The 19945-nt window shown below is 63.2% G+C and carries 18 protein-coding genes; 5 read left to right on the top strand and 13 right to left on the bottom strand.

Features of this window, described 5'->3' with window-relative positions; all coding sequences use genetic code 11:
• Positions 1 to 41 precede the first annotated feature (41 nt).
• On the bottom strand, positions 42 to 599 hold the full coding sequence (locus QQ992_RS05430) for a hypothetical protein (protein WP_028698964.1): 558 nt from the start codon (positions 597 to 599) through the stop codon (positions 42 to 44).
• Positions 600 to 646: 47 nt separating this feature from the next.
• Positions 647 to 1402, bottom strand: coding sequence for a sulfite exporter TauE/SafE family protein (locus QQ992_RS05425; protein ID WP_286112510.1), 756 nt, complete (start codon positions 1400 to 1402; stop codon positions 647 to 649).
• Between the two features lie 97 nt (positions 1403 to 1499).
• On the opposite strand from QQ992_RS05425, the gene QQ992_RS05420 reads away from it, so the two are divergent.
• From QQ992_RS05420 to leuA, 4 genes are all read left to right on the top strand, one after another.
• A complete protein-coding gene (locus tag QQ992_RS05420) occupies positions 1500 to 2456 on the top strand; it encodes a LysR family transcriptional regulator (protein ID WP_433963103.1) in 957 nt (318 codons plus the stop codon).
• Complete coding sequence (gene xseA / locus QQ992_RS05415) at positions 2416 to 3795, top strand: exodeoxyribonuclease VII large subunit (RefSeq protein WP_026020419.1); 1380 nt, start codon at positions 2416 to 2418, stop codon at positions 3793 to 3795. The genes QQ992_RS05420 and xseA overlap by 41 nt, the downstream gene beginning before the upstream one ends.
• Before the next feature lie 3 nt (positions 3796 to 3798).
• Positions 3799 to 4626, top strand: coding sequence for a M23 family metallopeptidase (locus QQ992_RS05410; protein WP_286112509.1), 828 nt, complete (start codon positions 3799 to 3801; stop codon positions 4624 to 4626).
• Positions 4627 to 5069: 443 nt separating this feature from the next.
• The gene (gene leuA / locus QQ992_RS05405) at positions 5070 to 6743 is read left to right on the top strand and encodes a 2-isopropylmalate synthase (RefSeq protein ID WP_016713080.1); all 1674 of its coding nucleotides are present in this window, start codon (positions 5070 to 5072) and stop codon (positions 6741 to 6743) included.
• Between the two features lie 156 nt (positions 6744 to 6899).
• Here the strand turns inward: leuA and QQ992_RS05400 are convergent, their stop codons facing one another.
• The 3 genes from QQ992_RS05400 to zwf are packed head-to-tail and all read right to left on the bottom strand — an operon-like array spanning position 6900 to position 9767.
• Complete coding sequence (locus QQ992_RS05400; RefSeq protein WP_112250863.1) at positions 6900 to 7580, bottom strand: bifunctional 4-hydroxy-2-oxoglutarate aldolase/2-dehydro-3-deoxy-phosphogluconate aldolase; 681 nt, start codon at positions 7578 to 7580, stop codon at positions 6900 to 6902.
• 17 nt (positions 7581 to 7597) lie between these two features.
• Positions 7598 to 8311 (bottom strand): 6-phosphogluconolactonase, encoded by a 714-nt coding sequence (pgl, locus tag QQ992_RS05395; protein ID WP_105946890.1) that lies wholly within the window; start codon positions 8309 to 8311, stop codon positions 7598 to 7600.
• A complete protein-coding gene (gene zwf / locus QQ992_RS05390; RefSeq protein WP_286112507.1) occupies positions 8298 to 9767 on the bottom strand; it encodes a glucose-6-phosphate dehydrogenase in 1470 nt (489 codons plus the stop codon). Before zwf ends, pgl begins: the two co-directional genes overlap by 14 nt.
• Before the next feature lie 211 nt (positions 9768 to 9978).
• Here zwf and hexR point away from each other — a divergent pair, with 211 nt between their 5' ends.
• Positions 9979 to 10842, top strand: coding sequence for a DNA-binding transcriptional regulator HexR (gene hexR, locus QQ992_RS05385; RefSeq protein ID WP_169774905.1), 864 nt, complete (start codon positions 9979 to 9981; stop codon positions 10840 to 10842).
• Here the strand turns inward: hexR and QQ992_RS05380 are convergent.
• The 8 genes from QQ992_RS05380 to gltR all read right to left on the bottom strand — a co-directional run bounded on the left by QQ992_RS05380 (position 10835) and on the right by gltR (position 19875).
• Positions 10835 to 11689, bottom strand: a complete 855-nt coding sequence (locus tag QQ992_RS05380; RefSeq protein WP_286112506.1) for a D-hexose-6-phosphate mutarotase — start codon at positions 11687 to 11689, stop codon at positions 10835 to 10837. The two genes, hexR and QQ992_RS05380, sit on opposite strands and share 8 nt — an antisense overlap.
• A 117-nt stretch (positions 11690 to 11806) precedes the next feature.
• On the bottom strand, positions 11807 to 13150 hold the full coding sequence (locus QQ992_RS05375; protein ID WP_286112505.1) for a carbohydrate porin: 1344 nt from the start codon (positions 13148 to 13150) through the stop codon (positions 11807 to 11809).
• A 41-nt stretch (positions 13151 to 13191) separates the two neighbouring features.
• Positions 13192 to 14346: an ABC transporter ATP-binding protein gene (locus QQ992_RS05370; RefSeq protein WP_286112504.1), complete on the bottom strand. Its 1155-nt coding sequence runs from the start codon at positions 14344 to 14346 to the stop codon at positions 13192 to 13194.
• Positions 14347 to 14349: 3 nt separating this feature from the next.
• Positions 14350 to 15195, bottom strand: coding sequence for a carbohydrate ABC transporter permease (locus tag QQ992_RS05365; RefSeq protein ID WP_286112502.1), 846 nt, complete (start codon positions 15193 to 15195; stop codon positions 14350 to 14352).
• Positions 15188 to 16096: a carbohydrate ABC transporter permease gene (locus QQ992_RS05360; RefSeq protein ID WP_119371177.1), complete on the bottom strand. Its 909-nt coding sequence runs from the start codon at positions 16094 to 16096 to the stop codon at positions 15188 to 15190. The genes QQ992_RS05365 and QQ992_RS05360 overlap by 8 nt, the downstream gene beginning before the upstream one ends.
• Before the next feature lie 186 nt (positions 16097 to 16282).
• Complete coding sequence (locus QQ992_RS05355; protein WP_286112501.1) at positions 16283 to 17569, bottom strand: ABC transporter substrate-binding protein; 1287 nt, start codon at positions 17567 to 17569, stop codon at positions 16283 to 16285.
• 145 nt (positions 17570 to 17714) lie between these two features.
• Positions 17715 to 19169: an ATP-binding protein gene (locus QQ992_RS05350; protein WP_286112500.1), complete on the bottom strand. Its 1455-nt coding sequence runs from the start codon at positions 19167 to 19169 to the stop codon at positions 17715 to 17717.
• Complete coding sequence (gene gltR, locus QQ992_RS05345; protein WP_119371179.1) at positions 19150 to 19875, bottom strand: two-component system response regulator GltR; 726 nt, start codon at positions 19873 to 19875, stop codon at positions 19150 to 19152. Before gltR ends, QQ992_RS05350 begins: the two co-directional genes overlap by 20 nt.
• Positions 19876 to 19945: the final 70 nt, after the last annotated feature.

Below are 19945 nucleotides of genomic sequence, written 5' to 3'. Positions count from 1 at the left end.
CATGCACGGCGCGCCGCTCAATGCAAAATAAGGGCCTTCGGTCAGCCTTGTGGCAGTTTTACCTGCACCACGGCCACCGGCTGGTCGAGCCAGTCGGCGAAGCTGTCGAGAAAGGCCTGGGTGAACCCGGCCTCGCCCCAGTTGTTGAAGATGAACCCCAGGTTGGAAAAGGCACATGGCTGCAGATAAATGAAGCCATTGATGTCATCTTCGAAGCCGCACAGCGGGCAGGTGAAGTTGTCACTTACCCCCGGCATCCACTCTTCCAGGCTTTCGAACAGCGGCTCGCCCACTTCGCGCCGGCATTCCGGGCAACCGGCTTCTTCAAGGAAGCCATCGGTCGGGGTATAGATGCAGCGCTTGAGCATCACTTCCAGGCCATTGACCTGCTGGCCGAAGGGCAGTTTTTCCGGGTGCAGGGCCACTTTGCGCGCGCCTGCAGCCAAGGCATGCCCCATGCGGTTGCCGGTGCGGCCACAGGTGGTCAGTTGCTCCTCGACGACCTTTTCGCGCACCAGCCAGCGCAGGATGGCGCGGGCGCGGGCTTCATGCACCGGGACGGTGGACAGCTTGGGAACGATGATGCTCTGGGTGTTCATGAACGGGAAAAGCCTGAAAAACTGCGGTAATGACGCAATTCTACCGCTCAGGCGCTCAGGTAGCGACCAATCAACGCCAGCCCGCTGGCCAGCACCAGCCAGGTAACCAGGCGTACAAATGCCTCACGGGACAGCCGGTGGGTCAGCCTGCGCCCCAGCCAAAGGCCGACGAACATGACCGGCAGCAAGCAGGCGGCAAGCAGCAGCAAGCTTTGGTCGGCATAGACACCGGCGACCAGGAACAGCGTCAGGCGCACCACCGTGCTGCAACTGATCAGCGCGCTCTGGGTGGCACGTACCTGCTCCTTTACCTCCAGCCGTGCGCTCAGGTAAAGGGCGTACAAGAAACCGCCGCTGCCAAATAGCGCACCGAACAAACCACCTGCCGTACCCATCGGCACCGCCCACACGCCAGACAACCGGGCCGGCCGCACCTTCACCGCCAACCCGTACAGCGCGTAGGCCGTGACGAACAAGCCCATCAGCAGCAGCAAAAGGTCGGATTTCAGTTGCAGAAGAAATACCACGCCCAGCGTGCAGCCCAGCGCCATGAACGGCAGCAGCCGCAACAACTCGCTGCGCACCACATCCCGGCGCGATGGCAGCAGGTTGCCGAACGCAGCAACGAAGTCCAGCAACACCAACAGCGGGATGATGCGTGACAACGGCATGAAGTGGATCAGCACAGGGCCGGCCACCAGCGCCGTGCCGAAACCGGCGATGCCAAAAACGATGTAGGCGGCACCGACACCGAACAGGATGGGCAGCCAGTCAAGGCCGGAAAACGACAGTTGGGCAAACATGGCAGCAGTTCCTGAAAAGACAGGCCAAGGTTAGCCAGCCATGAGCCATGCCGACTAATATGCCTTTATCGCCATAGCTATCTTGAAAAGGCATGACATGACGTCGATCCGCCAGTTGCGTTACTTCGTGGAAATTGCCGAGTGTGGCAGCTTCAGCGGCGCCGCCGAACGGCTGTACATCGCCCAGTCGGCGCTGAGCCGGCAAATCAAGGAGCTGGAGCAGCATCTGGGCACGCCGCTGTTCGAACGCACGGCACGCCTGCCGCGCCTGACGTTGGCCGGGCAGGCCTTTCTCGAACGGGCACGCCGCTTGCTGGCCGACCTGGCGCAAGCAGAGCGCGTAACGCGCGACATTGGCGAGGGGTTGCAGGGCAGCCTGCGCCTGAACCATTCCAGTACCGTGCCGCTGATCGGCCCGTTGCTGGCTCGCCTGGGGAGCTATCTGCGGGAAAACCCGGGGGTTTCGCTGGAGATCGCGCAGCAGTCGTCGGAGGCCCAGCTGGAAGATATTGCGGCCGGGCGGCTGGATATTGGCCTGCTGCGCTTGCCAGTGCTGCGCCAGCACGAAGGCGTGGTGCTGCATGAACTGTTCAGCGAACCGCTATTGCTGGCGGTCGCCGCTGAGCACCCGCTGGCCAACGCGCAGCACGTTCAACTGGGGCAATTGAGGGAAGAATGTTTTATTTCCATCCCGCACCGGGACCGTGGCGGGCTGAGTTACCTGTCGGCTTCGTTGTGCATGGCGGCCGGCTTCTTTCCGCGCGCGGCGCAGGTGCTGTCGCGCAAAACTACGCAATTGCAGCTGATTCAGGCGGGGTTCGGGGTGGCGCTACTGCCAGCGTGCATGCGTGAAATTGCGCCGGCTTCGGTCAGTTTCGTGGCGCTGGAAGGGGGCTGCGAGAGCACCGTAGCGCTGGCTTGCCGACGTGATGCAGGGCAGATGGTGCGCCAGTTCGTGAAGGCGATAGGGCCGGGACAGACAACCGGGGCCGATGTCCTTTATGATGCCCGCCATGATCAAAGACCCCTTCGAACGACTCGGCCTGGACCGTGAGGTCCTTACCGTCAGCCAACTCAACGGCCGCGCCCGCGTGCTGCTGGAAGACGTGTTCCGCAGCGTGTGGGTGGAAGGCGAGATTTCCAACCTCGCCCGCCCGGCGTCCGGCCACATGTACTTCACCCTCAAGGACAGCGGCGCCCAGGTGCGCTGTGCGTTGTTCCGGCAGAATGCCACCCGCGTACGCCAGGCCCTGCGAGACGGCCTTGCAGTTCGTGTGCGCGGCAAGGTTTCACTGTTCGAGGGGCGTGGCGACTACCAGCTGATTCTCGACACCGTCGAGCCGGCCGGCGATGGCGCGCTACGCCTGGCGTTCGAAGCCCTGAAGGAAAAGCTCGGTGCCGAGGGGCTGTTCAGCGCCGAACGCAAGAAGCCGCTACCGGCCCACCCACAGCGCATCGGCATCATCACGTCACCCACCGGTGCAGTGATCCGCGACATCATCAGTGTGTTCGGCCGCCGTGCCCCCCAGGTAGAGCTGAACCTGATCCCGACAGCGGTACAGGGCCGCGAAGCCATCGCGCAGATCGTGCGTGCGATCCGCCTCGCCGACAGCCTCGGTTTCGATGCGCTGATCCTGGCCCGCGGAGGCGGCTCGCTGGAAGACCTGTGGTGTTTCAACGAAGAAGCCGTGGCGCGTGCGGTTGCCGCTTGCGTCACGCCGATTGTCAGCGCCGTGGGCCATGAAACCGATGTGTCGATCAGCGACTTTGTCGCTGACGTGCGCGCGCCCACGCCGTCTGCTGCCGCCGAACTGCTGGCCCCCGACAACAGTGGCCTGCAGCAACGCCTGGATGGCCTGCAACGGCGCCTGCTGCTGCGCATGCAGAACCGCCTGACCCACGACCGCCTGCGCCTGGAATCCCTGGCCCGGCGCCTGCGTCACCCGGGCGAGCGTTTGCGCCAGCAAGCCCAGCGCCTGGACGACCTGGACATGCGCCTGCGCCGCGCCTTCATGCTCAGCCTCAACCAGCGCCGCGAGCGCCTGGCACGCCTGGATACGCGCTTGGCCGCACAGCACCCGGGGCGTAACCTGAAACTGCTGAGCCAGCGCCTGGACAGCCTGGCCGAGCGCCTGCCACGGGCCATGCGCGACGTGCTCAAAGATCGCCGCCAACGCTTCCAGGCTCAGTTGCAAACCCTGCAGGTGGTCAGCCCGCTGGCCACCCTCGCCCGCGGCTACAGCATTTTGCTGGATGAACAAGGCCAGGCCATCCGCAGCGCCGAACAGACCCGCAACGGCCAGCGCCTGACCGCTCGCCTGAACGAAGGCGAGCTGCTGGTGCGGGTCGAAGACAACCACCTGACCCCGGTCACCCTCTCACTACTGGACTGACACATGCCCCGCCTGCTTGCGCCCCTGCTTGCCCTTTCCCTGTTGCTGCTGGCCGGCGGCGCTCAGGCCAGCTACATCACCCGTACGCTGAACAAGCCGGTGCCCGGCGGCGTGGCGGTGGTCGACCTGGGCCCCGCCGCCAGCGCGCCCAGTGCCCGCTTCGACGGCAAGCCGGTGCTGGTGGTGAAGGAGCAGGATACCTGGCTGGCCATCGTCGGCATCCCGCTGACCCAGAAGCCCGGCACCGCCACGCTGAGCCAGGGTGGTCGCACGCTGCCCTTCAGCGTGGGGAGCAAGAAATACCCCGAGCAGCGCATCACCCTGAAGAACACCCGCCAGGTCAACCCGAACCCGGCCGACCTCAAGCGCATCGACCGCGAACTGGCCGAGCAGATCAAGGCCTACCGCAGCTTCAGCCCGAGCCTGCCGAGCAACCTGATCCTCGACAAGCCGGTCAACGGCCCGCTGTCGAGCAAGTTTGGCGTACGCCGCTTCTTCAATGGCGAAGAACGCAACCCGCATGCCGGGCTGGACTTCGCGGTGCCGGCGGGCACGCCAATCAAGACCCCCGCCAATGGCAAGGTGATTCTGGTGGGGGACTACTTCTTCAATGGCCGTACAGTGTTTGTCGACCATGGGCAGGGGTTTATCAGCATGTTCTGCCATATGTCGAAGATCGACGTGCAGGAGGGGCAGCAACTGCGCCGCGGCGAGGTGGTCGGGCGTGTGGGCTCCACCGGGCGGGCGACCGGGCCGCACATGCACTGGAATGTCAGCTTGAATGATGCGCGGGTGGACCCGGCCATTTTCATTGGCGCGTTTCAGCCCTGAGACCTGTACCGCCGGTGCTGGCCTCTTCGCGGGTAAACCCGCTCCTACAAGGGGCGCGCCGCATCTGAAGGGTGCGCGGTACCTTGTAGGAGCGGGTTTACCCGCGAGGAGGCCAGCACTGCCAACATCAATTCCATCGTGTTGCGCCATCGAAAAATACCGCGCAAGAACAAATAAGCCTTTTTAGAAAGACAGCCACAAAATCTCGCCCATAAGCTTTTTTTAAGCATTCCTCTCAATTTTCCCCGAACGCTTGCCATCCCCCATCTCACTGGTTAAGTTTGAAGGCATGAAAACCTTCAGCACCCTCATCCTGCTCCGACAACATCGCAGCCTCTGCCTGGTCAGCGCCCGACTACCAGGCTGAATCGCGTCGCCTCGCCTCTTCATCTCGTTATCGCTCGGCAGGCCCGATCTCGGCCGCACACAAAAGGATTGCTTCCATGACCATGCTCAAAGACCCTTCGAAGAAGTACCGCGCTTTCCCGACCATCGACCTGCCTGACCGCACCTGGCCGTCGAAGACCATCACTGCCGCGCCGATCTGGTGCAGCTCCGACCTGCGTGATGGCAACCAGTCGCTGATCGAGCCGATGGATTCGGAGAAGAAACTGCGCTTCTGGAAGACGCTGGTGCAGGTGGGTGTGAAGGAAATCGAAGCCTCGTTCCCGTCCGCTTCGCAGACTGACTTCGACTTCGTGCGCATGCTGATCGAAGAAGGCCACATCCCGGACGACACCACCATTCAGGTGCTCACCCAGGCCCGTGAAGACCTGATCGCCCGTACCTTCGAGTCGCTGCGCGGTGCCAAGAAAGCCATCGTCCACCTGTACAACGCCACCAGCCCGTCGTTCCGCCGCATCGTCTTCAACCAGGACAAGCAAGGCGTGAAGGACATCGCGGTGAACGCGGCCAAGCTGTTCGTCAAGTACGCTGCCCAGCAACCGGAAACCCAGTGGACCTTCCAGTACTCGCCAGAAACCTTCAGCGCCACCGAAATGGAGTTCGCCAAGGAAGTCTGTGACGCAGTCATCGAGGTGTGGAACCCGACGCCTGAGCACAAGATCATCCTCAACCTGCCGGCCACCGTGGAAGTGTCCACGCCGAACATCTATGCCGACCAGATCGAGTGGTTCTGCCGTAACGTCAGCCGTCGCGACAGCGTGATCATCAGCCTGCACTGCCACAACGACCGTGGCACCGGCATCGCCGCCACCGAACTGGGCCTGATGGCGGGTGCCGACCGCGCCGAAGGCTGCCTGTTCGGCAACGGCGAGCGTACCGGTAACGTCGACCTGGTGACCTTGGCACTGAACCTCTACACCCAGGGCATCGACCCGTTGCTGGACTTCTCCGACATCGACGGCGTGCGCAAAGTGGTCGAAGAGTGCAACCAGCTGCCGGTGCACCCACGTCACCCGTATGTGGGCGATCTGGTCCACACCGCGTTCTCCGGCTCGCACCAGGACGCCATCCGCAAAGGCTTCGCCAAGCAGCAGGAAGGCGAACTGTGGGAAGTGCCTTACTTGCCGATCGACCCGGCCGACATCGGCCGCAGCTACGAGGCGGTCATCCGCGTCAACAGCCAGTCAGGCAAAGGCGGCATCACCTACCTGCTCGAGCAGGAATACGGCATCAGCCTGCCACGCCGCATGCAGATCGAATTCAGCCAGGTCGTCCAGGGTGAAACCGACCGCCTGGGCCTGGAAATGACCGCCCAGCAGATCTACAGCCTGCTGCACAAGGAATACCTCCAGGCCAACGCGCCGTACGCGCTGGTCAGCCACCGCCTGCAGGAAGAAAACGGCCACAGCGCCGTGGAAGTGGAAGTCGCCGGCGAAGGCGAAACCACCCTGCACTGGCGCGGCAAGGGCAATGGCGCCCTGGAAGCCTTGGTAGCCGGCCTGCCGATCTCGGTGGAGATCATGGACTACAACGAGCATGCCATTGGCGCAGGCACCAATGCCAAGGCTGCTGCCTACATTGAATTGCGCGTGGCCGGTGGCCGTCCGGTGCATGGTGTGGGTATCGATGAAAACATCACCACCGCCAGCTTCAAGGCGCTGTTCAGCGCACTGAACCGCTCTCTGAGCCAGCAGGAAGCCAAAGCGGCCTGAGCCTTGCCGCGATGAATGAGAAAGCCCGCATCGTTTGATGCGGGCTTTTTCGTTTGCCTGTGCCGGCCTTTTCGCGGGTACTGGCGCTGCAAGAATTCCAGGCAAAAAAAGGGGCGCCGACCAAGCGCCCCACAAGCCGTAAAGCACACAACAAATTCAGTTGGCGTCCAGCAACGCCATCGCCTCGGCACTGCACGCTTCAATCCGCGCCCAGTCGCCGTTCTTGATCCAGCTGCTGTCGAGCATCCAGGTCCCGCCCACGCACATCACATTAGGCAAGGCCATGTAATTGCGCACGTTGGCCGGGTTGACGCCACCGGTTGGGCAGAAGCGGATATCACCGAACGGCCCGCCAAAGGCCTTGATCGCTGCAACACCGCCGCTGATTTCCGCCGGGAACAGCTTGAAGCGGCGGTAACCCAGGGCATAGCCCATCATGATTTCGGACGGTGTGCTGATGCCTGGCAGCAACGGGATTTCACTGTCCACACCGGCTTCCAGAATGTCCTGGGTTATGCCCGGGGTAACGACGAACTGCGCACCGGCCGCTTCGACAGCAGCGAACATGCCGCGATCAAGCACTGTACCGGCGCCGACGCACAGTTCCGGGCGCTGCTCGCGCAGCACCTGAATGGCCTTCAGGCCATGCTGCGAACGCAGGGTCACTTCCAGGGTACGGATGCCGCCGGCGGCCAGGGCATCAGCCAGTGGCAGAATGTCTTCCTCACGGGCGATGGTGATCACCGGCAGGATGCGTGCCTTTTCGCAAATGGCATCGATCCGCGCGGCTTTATCGGCCATCGAGAGCTTGGGCTGTGGGCGTTCAAGGGTGGTCATGACTGTGGATCCTTGGCTCATGGGCACCAGTAGATGTCCAGGGGGTCGTGAAGAAAAGCGCGAATCGGCATTTCAGTGAGGTCGTTGCCAGCCAGCGCGGCGCGCAGGGTAGCGAGTTTGCCCTGGCCTTGCACGGACAGCGCAGTAAAGGCAGCGCTGGCCAGCAGCGAGCGGGTCATCGACAGGCGCTGGTGCGGCACGCTCGGTGCCAGCAATGGCAGGCAGCGGCGCGGGCTGGACAGGTCCAGGCCTGCTTCCAGGTTGGGGCTGGCCGGGAACAGCGAGGCGGTATGGCCATCGTCGCCCATGCCCAGCACCAGCACATCGATAAGTGGCAGCCCGGCCAAGGCCTGGTCGGCCTTGAGCGCGGCGGCATCGAGGTTCTCCGCCTGCTGGTACAGGCCAACAAAGCGGGCCTTGGCCGCTGCCCCCTTCAGCAGGTGGCGGGCCAGCAGGCCAGCGTTGCTGTCGGCGTGCTCCACGGGCACCCAGCGCTCGTCGGCCAGGCTGACGGTGACCTTGGACCAGTCCAGGTTTTCGCTGGCCAGCTTCTCCAGGAACGGCACCGGGCTGCGGCCGCCGGACAGCACCAGGCAGGCCTGGCCCTTGGCAGCAATCGCCGCACGCAGGCGCTCGGCCACGTCGTGGGCTTGAGTGGCGGCCAGCGCCTTGGCATCTGCCAGCGCGTGTACCTTCACAGCCGCTGGCAATTTCAGTTCAGATATCCCCATACCACGCCCTCCCATCGCGTGTGATCAGTGCAATCGAGCTCATCGGCCCCCAGGAGCCCGCCGCGTAAGGCTTGGGCGCATCGCCCGCATTACGCCAGCCGGCGATCAACTGGTCGCACCACTTCCAGGCATACTCGATTTCATCCTTGCGCACGAACAGGTTCTGGTTGCCACGCATCACTTCGAGCAGCAAGCGCTCGTAGGCATCCGGAATCCGCGCGCTGCGCCAGGTGTCGGAAAAATTCAGCTGCAACGGGCCGCTGCGCAGCTGCATGCCCTTGTCCAGCCCCTGCTCCTTGGTCATTACCCGTAAAGAAATGCCTTCGTCCGGTTGCAGGCGGATGATCAGCTTGTTACCGATCTGCAAACGCTGTTCCGGGGCGAAGATGTAGTGCGGCGTTTCCTTGAAGTGGATAACGATCTGCGACAGTTTCTGCGGCATGCGCTTGCCGGTACGCAGGTAGAACGGCACGCCCGACCAGCGCCAGTTGCGAATGTCGGCACGCAGGGCAACGAACGTTTCGGTGTCGCTCTGGGCATTGGCGTTGTCTTCTTCCAGGTAGCCGGGTACCGGTTGGCCTTCGCTGTAGCCGGCAATGTACTGGCCACGCACCACACGGGTGCTTAGCCCGTCGCCGGTGATCGGTGCCAGGGCCTTGAGCACTTTTACCTTCTCGTCGCGAATGGCATCGGCCGACAGTTCGCTGGGCGGGTCCATGGCGATCAGGCACAGCAGCTGCAGCAGGTGGTTCTGGATCATGTCACGCAGTTGGCCAGCCTTGTCGAAATAGCCCCAGCGGCCTTCGATACCGACTTTTTCGGCAACGGTGATCTCCACGTGGGAGATGGAGTTCTGGTTCCACTGGGTTTCGAACAGGCTGTTGGCGAAGCGCAAGGCAATGAGGTTTTGCACCGTCTCCTTGCCCAGGTAATGATCGATACGGTAAACCCGGCTTTCGGGGAAGAACCGTGCTACGGCATCGTTGACTCGGCGTGACGACTCCAGGTCGTGGCCGATAGGCTTTTCCAGCACCACACGGGTGCGCGGGGCCAGCCCAGCCTTGTCGAGGTTTTCGCAGATTGCCCCGTACACCGCTGCCGCCGTGGCGAAGTAAGCGATCAGCGGCAGTTCGCCTGGCAATTGCTCGGCCAGGGCCTGATAGCCCTCGGGCTGAAGGAAATCCAGGTGCTGGTACTTCAGCCTGGCGAGAAAGCGCCCCAGCGCTGCTGGCTCGATATCCGCCTCGGGCACATGCCGGCGCAGGTGCGCCTCGATGCTGTTCAGGTGCTCCTGCGCGCTGCCGGCTTCGCGGGCCAACGCCAACAAGCGGGTGTCCGGGTGCAACAGGTTGGCCCGGTCAAGCTGGTAAAGCGCAGGAAACAGCTTGCGCAATGCCAGGTCGCCGAGGGCGCCAAACAGGGCAAAGGTGCAAGGTTCGACACTGATCGCAGCCATGATGTTGGTTCTTTCCTAAAGTTGGTCTAGGAATACCGCTTTCACATGCGGTTTTCAAGGGATAATGTAGTAAAAACCACAACATTACACACAAGTGTTACAGACAAGTGGTACGCCAACCGCGCCGACAGTACGATAGACGACCGTGCAAAAAGCCTGCTGCTTCCACAGCCGGCTGTCTTCCCGACCCAAGGACACACCCATGGACCGCGTGCGAAACCTCCTGGAGCAGATCCAGGGACGCCTCGACGAGCTGAACAAGGCCGAACGCAAAGTCGCCGAAGTCATCCTGCTCAACCCGCAACAAGCCACCCGCTTCAGCATTGCTGCGCTGGCCCAGGCGGCCAAGGTCAGCGAACCGACCGTCAACCGCTTTTGCCGCTCGTTCGGTGTCAGCGGCTACCCTGAACTGAAGCTGCAACTGGCGCAGAGCCTGGCCAGCGGCGCCGCCTATGTCAGCCGCGCAGTAGAGGCCGACGATGACCCGGCCGCCTACACCCAGAAGATCTTCGCCAGTGCCATCGCCTCGCTCGACAGCGCCTGCCAGCAACTGGACCCGCAACAGGTCAGCCGCGCCGTGGACATGATGATCCAGGCCCGGCAGATCCACTTCTTCGGCCTGGGCGCCTCGGCGCCGGTAGCCCTGGATGCGCAGCACAAGTTCTTCCGCTTCAACCTGGCCGTGTCGGCCCATGCTGACGTGCTGATGCAGCGCATGCTGGCCTCGGTGGCGCACACCGGCGACCTGTTCGTGATCATTTCCTACACCGGGCGCACCCGCGAACTGGTCGAAGTGGCCCGCCTGGCCCGTGAAAACGGCGCCTCGGTACTGGGCCTGACCGCTGCCGGCTCGCCACTGGCCAACGCCTGCAGCCTGAGCCTGCACATTCCGCTGCCGGAAGACACCGACATCTACATGCCGATGACTTCGCGAATCATCCAGCTGACGGTGCTCGATGTGCTGGCCACCGGCATGACCTTGCGCCGCGGCGTGGACTTCCAGCCACACCTGCGCAAGATCAAGGAAAGCCTGAACGCCAGCCGCTACCCGATCGAGGACGACGAACTCAACTGAGCCGGTGCGCCTGCAAGCGCAGGTGGGCACGCTGCCCCGGCGCCAGGCTCAGGCCCTCGCCACTGCCGCTGGCCGCCTCGACGCAAACAAAATGCTGAGTCTCGCGACCGGTCACGCCCATCAACGGGCGGTTGCCCGGGTGCCAGACCACGGTGTCGTCGCTGTCACCCGTATCGATGCATAGCTCACGCTGCCAGGCCGGGTCCTGCAGCTGCACACGCGGTGTGCCGGGGTAGACCTTCTGGCAGCCCCCCTTGAGCTTCAGCGCGCCATCTTCTCGGCAGGCCTGGCGGTTCAAGCGGTCGTAACCTTCGATGTCCTCAAGCCCGGATAGCGCTATCTCGGACACGTCGCTGATGCGCCAGTAGGCCAGCAGCGCATGGCTCAACTGGCAGGGTTCGCTGTCCTGATGCTCGGTGCTCAGGCTCAGTTCCATGCGGTTACCCAGCCGGGCATGCAGGTCTACCTGCCAGTCACACAGGTCCAGCCGCCACTTCAGGGTCACGCCCTCCTCGTCCTCGCGGCTGTCCACCAGCTTCCAGTCCAGCAACCGTGCCCAGCCATGGGCTGGCCACAAGTCCTCGCTGGGGTGGCGGCCATACCACGGCCAGCACACCGGCACGCCACCACGGATCGCCCCCACCTGCGGCCACTGCTCGGCGCACCACAGCCAAGGGCGTTCACCCGCTGGCTGAAAGTGCAGCAGTTGCGCGCCCTGGCGACTGAATACCGCCTGGCAACGGGGGTGATCGATGATCAGCACATCGCGCTGCTGGTAACGCTCCCACTCGAATGTCGGCCTGGGCCGCTGCGAGGAAAAGAAGCGATGGAGCGGATGTTCGGGCATGGTTCAGAGCTCTTGTTGTTTGAGATAGCGCTGTCTCGGCCTATCCCCGACACCCACTACAGGCCAGTGGGTGCCGGGAACCGAAAAGGGATTGGCGTAAATTTACAACAATTGCCCTCAGAATGACGACTGAATCTTCAAACCTGCGACCAGCGCGTTGTCCACCTCGTCCACCCCGCCAGGGCTCTTGATGTACTGCAGGTTGGGCCGCACGGTCAGCCAGTTGGTGACGTGGAAGCCGTAATAGAGCTCGGCGTTGTACTCGGTGCGCTGCACCGGCACGAAGCCTGGGTTGTCGTAATCGCTGATACCGCTCTGGGCATTGAGCAGTTCGGCACGCTTCTTCACGTCGTCATTCACATGAATACGCGCCACGCCGAAGCCGATGTCATCCTTGGGCCGGGCATCGAAGGCGCCTTTGTAGACCAGCCCCACCTGCTGGTAGTTGTCGACCACGTTGGTGGCCTTGTCGTGCACGGTGAAGTTGGCGAACAGGCTAAGGCCACGGTTGACGTCACCCGCCTGTGCAGTGACCTGCTGCTGCGCCACCACCCACCAGCCATGCTTGCTGGAGTGCGACTTGAAGGCCTCGCCGCTCAACGCCTGCGGGTTGCCGTTGACGTCGTCGAACACATCGTCGGCCTTGGCCGTGCTGTAGTAGTACCCCAGGCGGTACTCGCCCGGCAGGCCGTTGACCTTGGGTGACCACACCGCCTCTACCGGCAGGATCGCGCCCTTGGTACCGCTGCCGCTGAGCTTGAAGCCGTTGCCGGTTTCCAGGTTGGAGGGGTTCTGCTCGAAGGCGCCGACCTGCACGAAAAATTCCGGGGTGATGTTGTATTTCACCCGCAGCGCCCACTGGCTGACCGGCCAGTTGTACCAGATGCCGCCCACCCAGTTGCCCACCTGCGAGCCGCAGAAGGCCAGGTTCTGGAAGTCGCAGGGGAAGCTGTTGAAGTCCTCGCCCTCCCCGAAGCGGCCGAATTTCACATCCAGGGCGCCGTCGAAGTACTTCTGCTTGATCCACATCTGGGTCAGGCGCCAGGTCTGGCCACGGCCCCACACCTCTTGCACCGAACTGAACTGCCCGGCGCGCGGGTCGCTGATGCGGTCGTTGGACAGGTTACGGCCACTGCGCTCGGTGATCGCCAGCTTGAACTCGGCATCGTGCCAGCCAAGGATCTTTTGCAAGTCCAGGTGTGCGCCAAGGGCAAACTGGTCGCTGTAGCGGGCCGTCTTGTCGTCGTTGTAGCCGCCATTCAGGTTGCCGGCCACCTCGCCGACGTAGTCGAGGGTGAAGTCGTAGCCCTTCTCCAGCAGCTCGGTGCGGGTGCCGCCCCAGTCGCCGGTCATCCATTTCGATTCGCTGGAAAAGGCCTCGGCAGCCTGCGCGCCGCTGCTGCCGACAACGGCGAGCAAAGCCAGCGAGCCCAATGTCCTGATGCGTTTGCGCTGTTCCATCCCTTTGCGTCCTCTTTTTTCTTATTGATGGTGTAGACGAGTCAACGGCCTTTGAAGTGAGCCACGTTGTCCTTTACCGCTGCGCCTGGGCTGGCCGGGTGCAGGCGCGCGCCCGTGCCGGCATCGAACAGCAGCACCCGGGCCGGGTCGAATTGCAGGTTGAGGGTGTCCCCCACCCGGCACGCCACATCGGGCGCCAGGCGGCAGCACACCTTGGTCTGGTTGAGGGTGACGAACACCAGCAGGTCCGGCCCGGTGGGCTCGGTTACCTGCACCTCGGCACGAATGCCCGGCAGGCCGTTGCCCTCGACCGTGCCCAAGGCAATCTGCTCGGGGCGGACGCCGAGGATGATCTCGCGGCCCTCCAGTTCGTCACCGGCTACGCCCAAGGGCAGCTCGCAGCGTGCCTGGCCGCTGTCGAGCACGGCCAACAAGCGCCCCTCCTGCTGCGTGAGGCGCACCGGAATGAAGTTCATTGGCGGCGAACCGATGAAACTGGCGACAAACTGGTTGGCCGGGTCGTTGTAGATCTGCTGCGGGGTGCCGAACTGCTGGATGATGCCGTCCTTCATCACCGCCACCTTGTCGCCCAGGGTCATGGCCTCGATCTGGTCATGGGTGACGTACACGGTGGTGGTTTTCAGGCGCTGGTGCATCAGCTTCATTTCGGTGCGCATCTCGACCCGCAGCTTGGCATCGAGGTTGGACAGCGGTTCGTCGAACAGGTAGATCTTCGGCCGCCGCGCCAGCGCCCGCCCCATGGCTACCCGTTGCTGCTGGCCACCGGACAGCTGCGCCGGCTTGCGCGCCAGCAGGTGCTCGATCTGCAGCAGCTTGGCCACCCGCGCCACCTCTTCGTCGATGGCGGCCTGGGGCAGCTTGCGGATTTTCAGGCCAAACTCGATGTTCTCGCGCACGCTCATGGTCGGGTACAACGCGTAGGACTGGAACACCATGGCGATGTCGCGGTCCTTGGGGCTCATGCCGCTGACGTCCTGCTCGTCGATGAGAATCGCACCGGCAGTGATCTGCTCCAGGCCGGCAATGCAGTTCATCAAGGTTGACTTGCCGCAGCCCGAGGGGCCGACCAGGATCAGGAACTCGCCATCTCTGATCGACAGCTGGATGTCCTTGAGGGTGTCCGGCAGGCCACTGCCGTAGGTCTTGTTCACATTGCGAAGTTCGAGCGTTGCCATGGCTTACCCCTTGACCGCGCCGGCCGTCAGCCCGCGCACGAAATATTTGCCTGCCACCACATAGACCAGCAGGGTTGGCAGGCCGGCGATCATCGCCGCCGCCATGTCGACGTTGTATTCCTTGGCCCCGGTGCTGGTGTTGACCAGGTTGTTCAGGGCCACGGTGATCGGTTGCGAGTCGCCACTGGAGAACACCACACCGAACAGGAAGTCATTCCAGATCTGGGTGAACTGCCAGATCAGGCAGACCATGATGATGGGCGTGGACATCGGCAGGATGATGCGGCGGAAAATGGTGAAGAAGCCGGCACCGTCCAGGCGTGCTGCCTTGACCAGCGCATCGGGAATGCTCACGTAGAAGTTGCGGAAGAACAGCGTGGTGAAGGCCAGGCCATAGACCACATGCACCAGCACCAGGCCGCCGGTAGTGCTGGCCAGGCCGAGCTTGCCGAGGGTGAACGAGGCCGGCAGCAGCACGGTCTGGAACGGCAGGAAGCAGCCGAACAGCAGCAGGCCGAAGAACAGCTGCGAGCCGCGAAAGCGCCACATCGACAGCACATAGCCGTTCAGCGCGCCGATGGTGGTGGAAATCAGCACTGCGGGCACAGTGATCATGATCGAGTTCCAGAAGTAACCGCTGACCGTGCCCCAGGCCTTGACCCAGCCAATGCCGGTCATCACCTGCGGCCAACTCAGCAAGTTGCCGGTGCTGATGTCTTCCGGGGTCTTGAAGCTGGTCAGCAGCATCACCACCAGCGGCACCAGGTACAGCGCCACGGCCAGCAGCAGCACCGCATGGATGGCGATACGGCTCATGCTGAGCACGGGCTTTTCGACAGAGCTATGCATGGCGTTTGCTCCGCAGCTCCGAGTACAGGTAAGGCACGAGGATCGCCAGGATCGCCCCGAGCATGAGAATGGCACTGGCCGAGCCCATGCCCATCTGGCCGCGGCTGAAGGTGAACGCGTACATGAACATCGCAGGCAGGTCGGATGAGTAACCCGGGCCGCCAGCGGTCATCGCCGCCACCAGGTCGAAGCTTTTGATGGCAATGTGCGAAAGGATCATCAGCGCACTGAAAAACACCGGGCGCAGGCTGGGCAGCACCACGGTCCAGTAGATGCGCGGCATGCTGGCGCCATCCATTTGCGCCGCGCGGATGATCGAAGGGTCGACACCGCGCAGGCCGGCCAGGAACATCGCCATGATGAAGCCCGAGGCCTGCCACACGGCCGCGATCACCAGGCAGTACACGACCCGGTCGGGGTCGATCAGCCAGTCCAGTCGGAAGCCCTCCCAGCCCCAGTCGCGCAGCAGCTTGTCCAGGCCCATGCCGGGGTTGAGCAGCCACTTCCAGGCGGTGCCGGTGACGATCATCGACAGCGCCATGGGGTAGAGGTAAATGGTGCGGATGAAGCCTTCGCGGCGAATGCGCTGGTCCAGCAGCACTGCCAGCAACACACCGATGGCCAGGCTGATGGCGATGAACAGGCCACCGAACAGCAGCAGGTTCTTGCTGGCTACCCACCAGCGGTCGTTGTCGAACAGCCGGGCGTATTGCGCCAGGCCGGCCCATTTGTAGGTGGGCAGGAAGGTCGAGGTGGTGAAGGACAGCACGAAGGTCCAGAGGATATAGCCGTAGAAGCCCACCAGGACGATGAACATGCTGGGTGCCAATACCAGTTTGGGCAGCCAGCGCTGAAGCGCGTCCAGGGGCGAGGCCCGCAGTCGGGCGGTAGTTGTGGTCATAGGTCACCTGAAGGGCACTGGCGCACGCATTCTGTAGGAGCGGCCTTGTGTCGCGATGGGCTGCGCAGCAGCCCCAACGGACCCAAGGTCAACACCTACCTGAAAGATCGAGTGCGCAGGTTTTGGGGCTGCTACGCAGCCCATCGCGACACAAGGCCGCTCCTACAACGAAGATCGCATCAGCCTTTATTGGGCAGCCTTGATCGCCGCCGCCAGTTTCTTCGCCGCATCGGCCGGGTCGGCCTTGGGGTCGTTGATGTAGTTGGTCACCACATCGAAGAACGCACCCTGCACGGCCAGCGTGGTGGCCATGTTGTGCGCCATGCTTGGCTGCAGGCCGCCGGTTTTGGCATCCGCCAGGAAGTCTTTGGCAGACGCCTGCGCGCAGGCATCAAAGCCATATTTGCCCATGTCGGCCAGCATGTCGTTGCGCACCGGGATCGACCCTTTGTTGGTGCTGAAGACCTTCTGGAAGTCCTCGCCCAGCACCTTGCGGGCAATGTCCTGCTGGCCGGCAGCCGTGCCGGGGTTGTTCTGCTTGAACACCACCAGCGAATCGATGTTGTAGAGGAAGGCCTTTTCGGTGCCGGGGAACGGCACGCACTGGTAATCCTTGCCGGCGGTTTTCTTCGCCAGGGTCCACTCGCTCTTGGCCCAGTCACCCATGATCTGCATGCCGGCCTTGCCGTTGATGACCTTGGCCGCTTCCAGGTTCCAGTCCTGGCCTTTGCCGTCCGGGTCCATGTAGGTGGCGACCTTTTTCAGCTCGGTCAGCGCCTTGACCATGTCCGGGCCGGTCAGCGCGGCGCTGTCGAGGTCGACCATGGCCTTCTTGTAGCCTTCGGTACCCATTACCGACAGCACCACGCTTTCGAACACGGTGCTGTCCTGCCACGGCTGGCCGCCATGGGCGAGCGGGATGAAGCCGGCAGCCTTGAGTTTGTCGGCGGTGGCGTAGAATTCGTCGAGGGTGGTGGGCGCCTTGTCGATACCGGCTTTCTTGAAGACTTCCGGGTTGATCCACAGCCAGTTGGTACGGTGGATGTTTACCGGTACGGCGACGTAGTCACCGTCGTACTTCACGGTGTCGGCGACTTTCTTGTCGAGCAGTGTGTCCCACTGTTCGGCCTTGGCCACATCCTTGAGCACATCGCCATCGAGCAAGCCGGTGGCCGCCCAGTCCTGGATGTCAGGCCCTTTGATCTGTGCCACGCCTGGTGGGTTGCCGGCCACGGCGCGGCTCTTGAGCACAGTCATGGCCGTGGCACCGCCACCACCCGCGACGGCGCCATCTTTCCACGTAAAGCCGTCTTTTTCGACCTGGGCCTTGAGCACATCGGCAGCGGCTTTTTCACCACCCGAAGTCCACCAATGCACGACCTCGACACTGCCTTTGGGTTCGGCAGCCTGGGCACTGAGCGGGAGTAGGGAAGCCAGGGAGATTGCGGCAGCGAGCCGGAGCGTGGAATTCATCGAAGCACCTTTCTTGTTGTTATGCCGTGCAAGTCGAGCGCTTGCGTTGCTTGAAGTCTAAACAGACTGCCCACTTCGCCAGGTAACGAAGCGATGCGTGAATGTCATCGTTTGGTTACATTGCCGGCACACGCCACACACAGACTCACTCCATGCCACGCGGCAGATACAAGGTCACCCGCAAACCACCCTCCCTCAGGTTCAGCAGGCTCACCTCACCCCCATGGCTGTGGGCGATGTTGCGGGCAATCCCCAGCCCCAGCCCATAACCCTGCTGCTGCGCGGCCAGACGGAAATGCGGCTCGAACACCTGCTCCAGCTGCTGCTGCGGCACCCCCGGCCCCTGATCGTCCACCTGCAGCACAAACCCCTCGGCACTGTCGATGATACGCAACTGTGCCCGCTCGCCGTACTTGATGGCGTTGTCGATCAGGTTGCCGATGCAGCGGCGCAGCGCCAGCGGCTTGCCGGGGTATGGTGCCAGCGCGCGGCCTTCAACCGTGATACGGCCATCGCGCAGGTAGGGCTCGGCCAGGATTTCCAGCACCTGGTTGAGGTCCACCGGCTCGATGTTTTCGTGGATGTCGGTGTCTTTCACGCACTGCAAGGCGCCTTTGACCAGCAGTTCCAGTTCATCCAGGTCCTGGCTGAACTTGGCCTGCAAGTGTTCGTCCTCCAGCAGTTCGACGCGCAGGCGCAGGCGCGTAATCGGGGTGCGCAGGTCATGGGAAATGGCGCTGAACAGCTGGCTGCGCTCCGTCAGGTAGCGGCTGATGCGCTCGCGCATGCTGTTGAACGCCCGGCCCACCTCGACCACCTCGCTGCCACCGCCTTCAGCCACCGGCGCCACATCGGCGCCCAGCGACATCTCCCGCGCGGCCCGCGCCAGGCGCTTGAGCGGCCAGCTTTGCCAGTGCACCAGCAAGCCGATGAACAGCAACAGCAAGGCCGTGGTGAGCACGATGAAGCCGATCTGCTGGCGAGGCAGGCGTTCGGCCTCAAGGCTGGTGTAGGGTTCGGGCAGCAGCGAGGCGATGTACAGCCACTCGCCCTCGCCCAGGCGGATCTGCGTTACCAGCACCGGCGGGTTGAGCGGTTCCAGGGTCAACGAGTAATGCGCCCAGGAACGTGGCAGCTCGTCGAGCTTCAGGCCGCTGTTGAAGATGCGCAGGTCATCGGGCCCGACGAATTCCACGGAAATGTCCATCTGCGAACCCAGGCGCTCATGCAGCACCTGCTGGAACACATCGATCACCGCCTGCTTGCGCGGGGTAACGGGCAGCACCGGCATATCCAGGGGTTTGGCGTTGAGTGACACGAAAAAGCGCGTCCCCCCCATGCTGCGCAACTGGTCGAGCACCATGGGCCGGTAGGCCACCGGCAGCGAGCGGAAGTAACTGACACTGGCGCTCATCGAGTGGGCCAGGCTGCTGGCGCTGGCACGCAGGCCCTGCAACTGGCTGGCACGCAGCTGGGCCACCCAGATGATGCTCGACAGGCCCTGGGCCAGCAGCACCACCAACAGGGTCAGCAGCAGCATGCGCCCCAGCAGCGAACGCGGCAGCAAGCGCCAGCGCCGCTCAGGGCGCATTGCAGACATGCGTCGCCAGCAGGTAGCCGCTGCCGCGCACCGTGCGGATCAGCCGGGGTGGTTTTTCGGTATCGCGCAGGCGCTGACGCAGGCGGCTGACCGCCATGTCGACAATGCGGTCCAGCGGCATGGGCTCGCGGCCACGGGTGGCATTGCCGATGGTGTCGCGGTCGAGAATCTGCTGCGGGTGGTCGAGGAACAGCTTGAGCAGGGCAAAGTCGGCGCCCGACAGAATCACCTCTTCGCCGTCGCGATGGAACAGCCGGTGGCTGACCGTGTCCAGGCGCCAGTCATCGAAGGCCAGCACGGCATTGCCGGGTGCCGCCGTGCCGAATTCGGCGCGGCGCAGCAGGGCCTTGATTCGCGCTTGCAGTTCGCGAGGGCTGAAGGGTTTGCCCAGGTAGTCGTCGGCGCCCAGCTCCAGGCCAATGACCCGGTCGGTTTCATCGGAGCTGGCCGTCAGCATGATGATCGGCACCCGCGCCTGACGCGGGTGCTGGCGTACCCAGCGGCACAGGCTGAAGCCGTCTTCGTCAGGGAGCATGACGTCGAGGATGACCAGATCGCAGGGCGTGGTTTCCAACGCATGGCGAAAGCCCTTGCCGTCGGCTTCGGCATGCACCTGGAAGCCTGAACGGCTCAGGTAGGTTTGCAGCAATTCACGGATTTCCTGGTCGTCGTCGACCATCAGGATCGATTTGCCGGCAGTGCTCAAGGTGGTCCTTCCTCTTGTTGGTTACAGGTCTTTGTTGCCTGTTTTTACAGGGGCCGCTTTGCGGCCCCTG

The sequence above is a fragment of the Pseudomonas kurunegalensis genome, assembly GCF_030291635.1.
Taxonomy (GTDB): domain Bacteria; phylum Pseudomonadota; class Gammaproteobacteria; order Pseudomonadales; family Pseudomonadaceae; genus Aquipseudomonas; species Aquipseudomonas monteilii.
The sequence above is the reverse complement of the archived record's forward strand: the minus strand, read 5'-3'. Positions and strand labels throughout refer to the sequence as shown.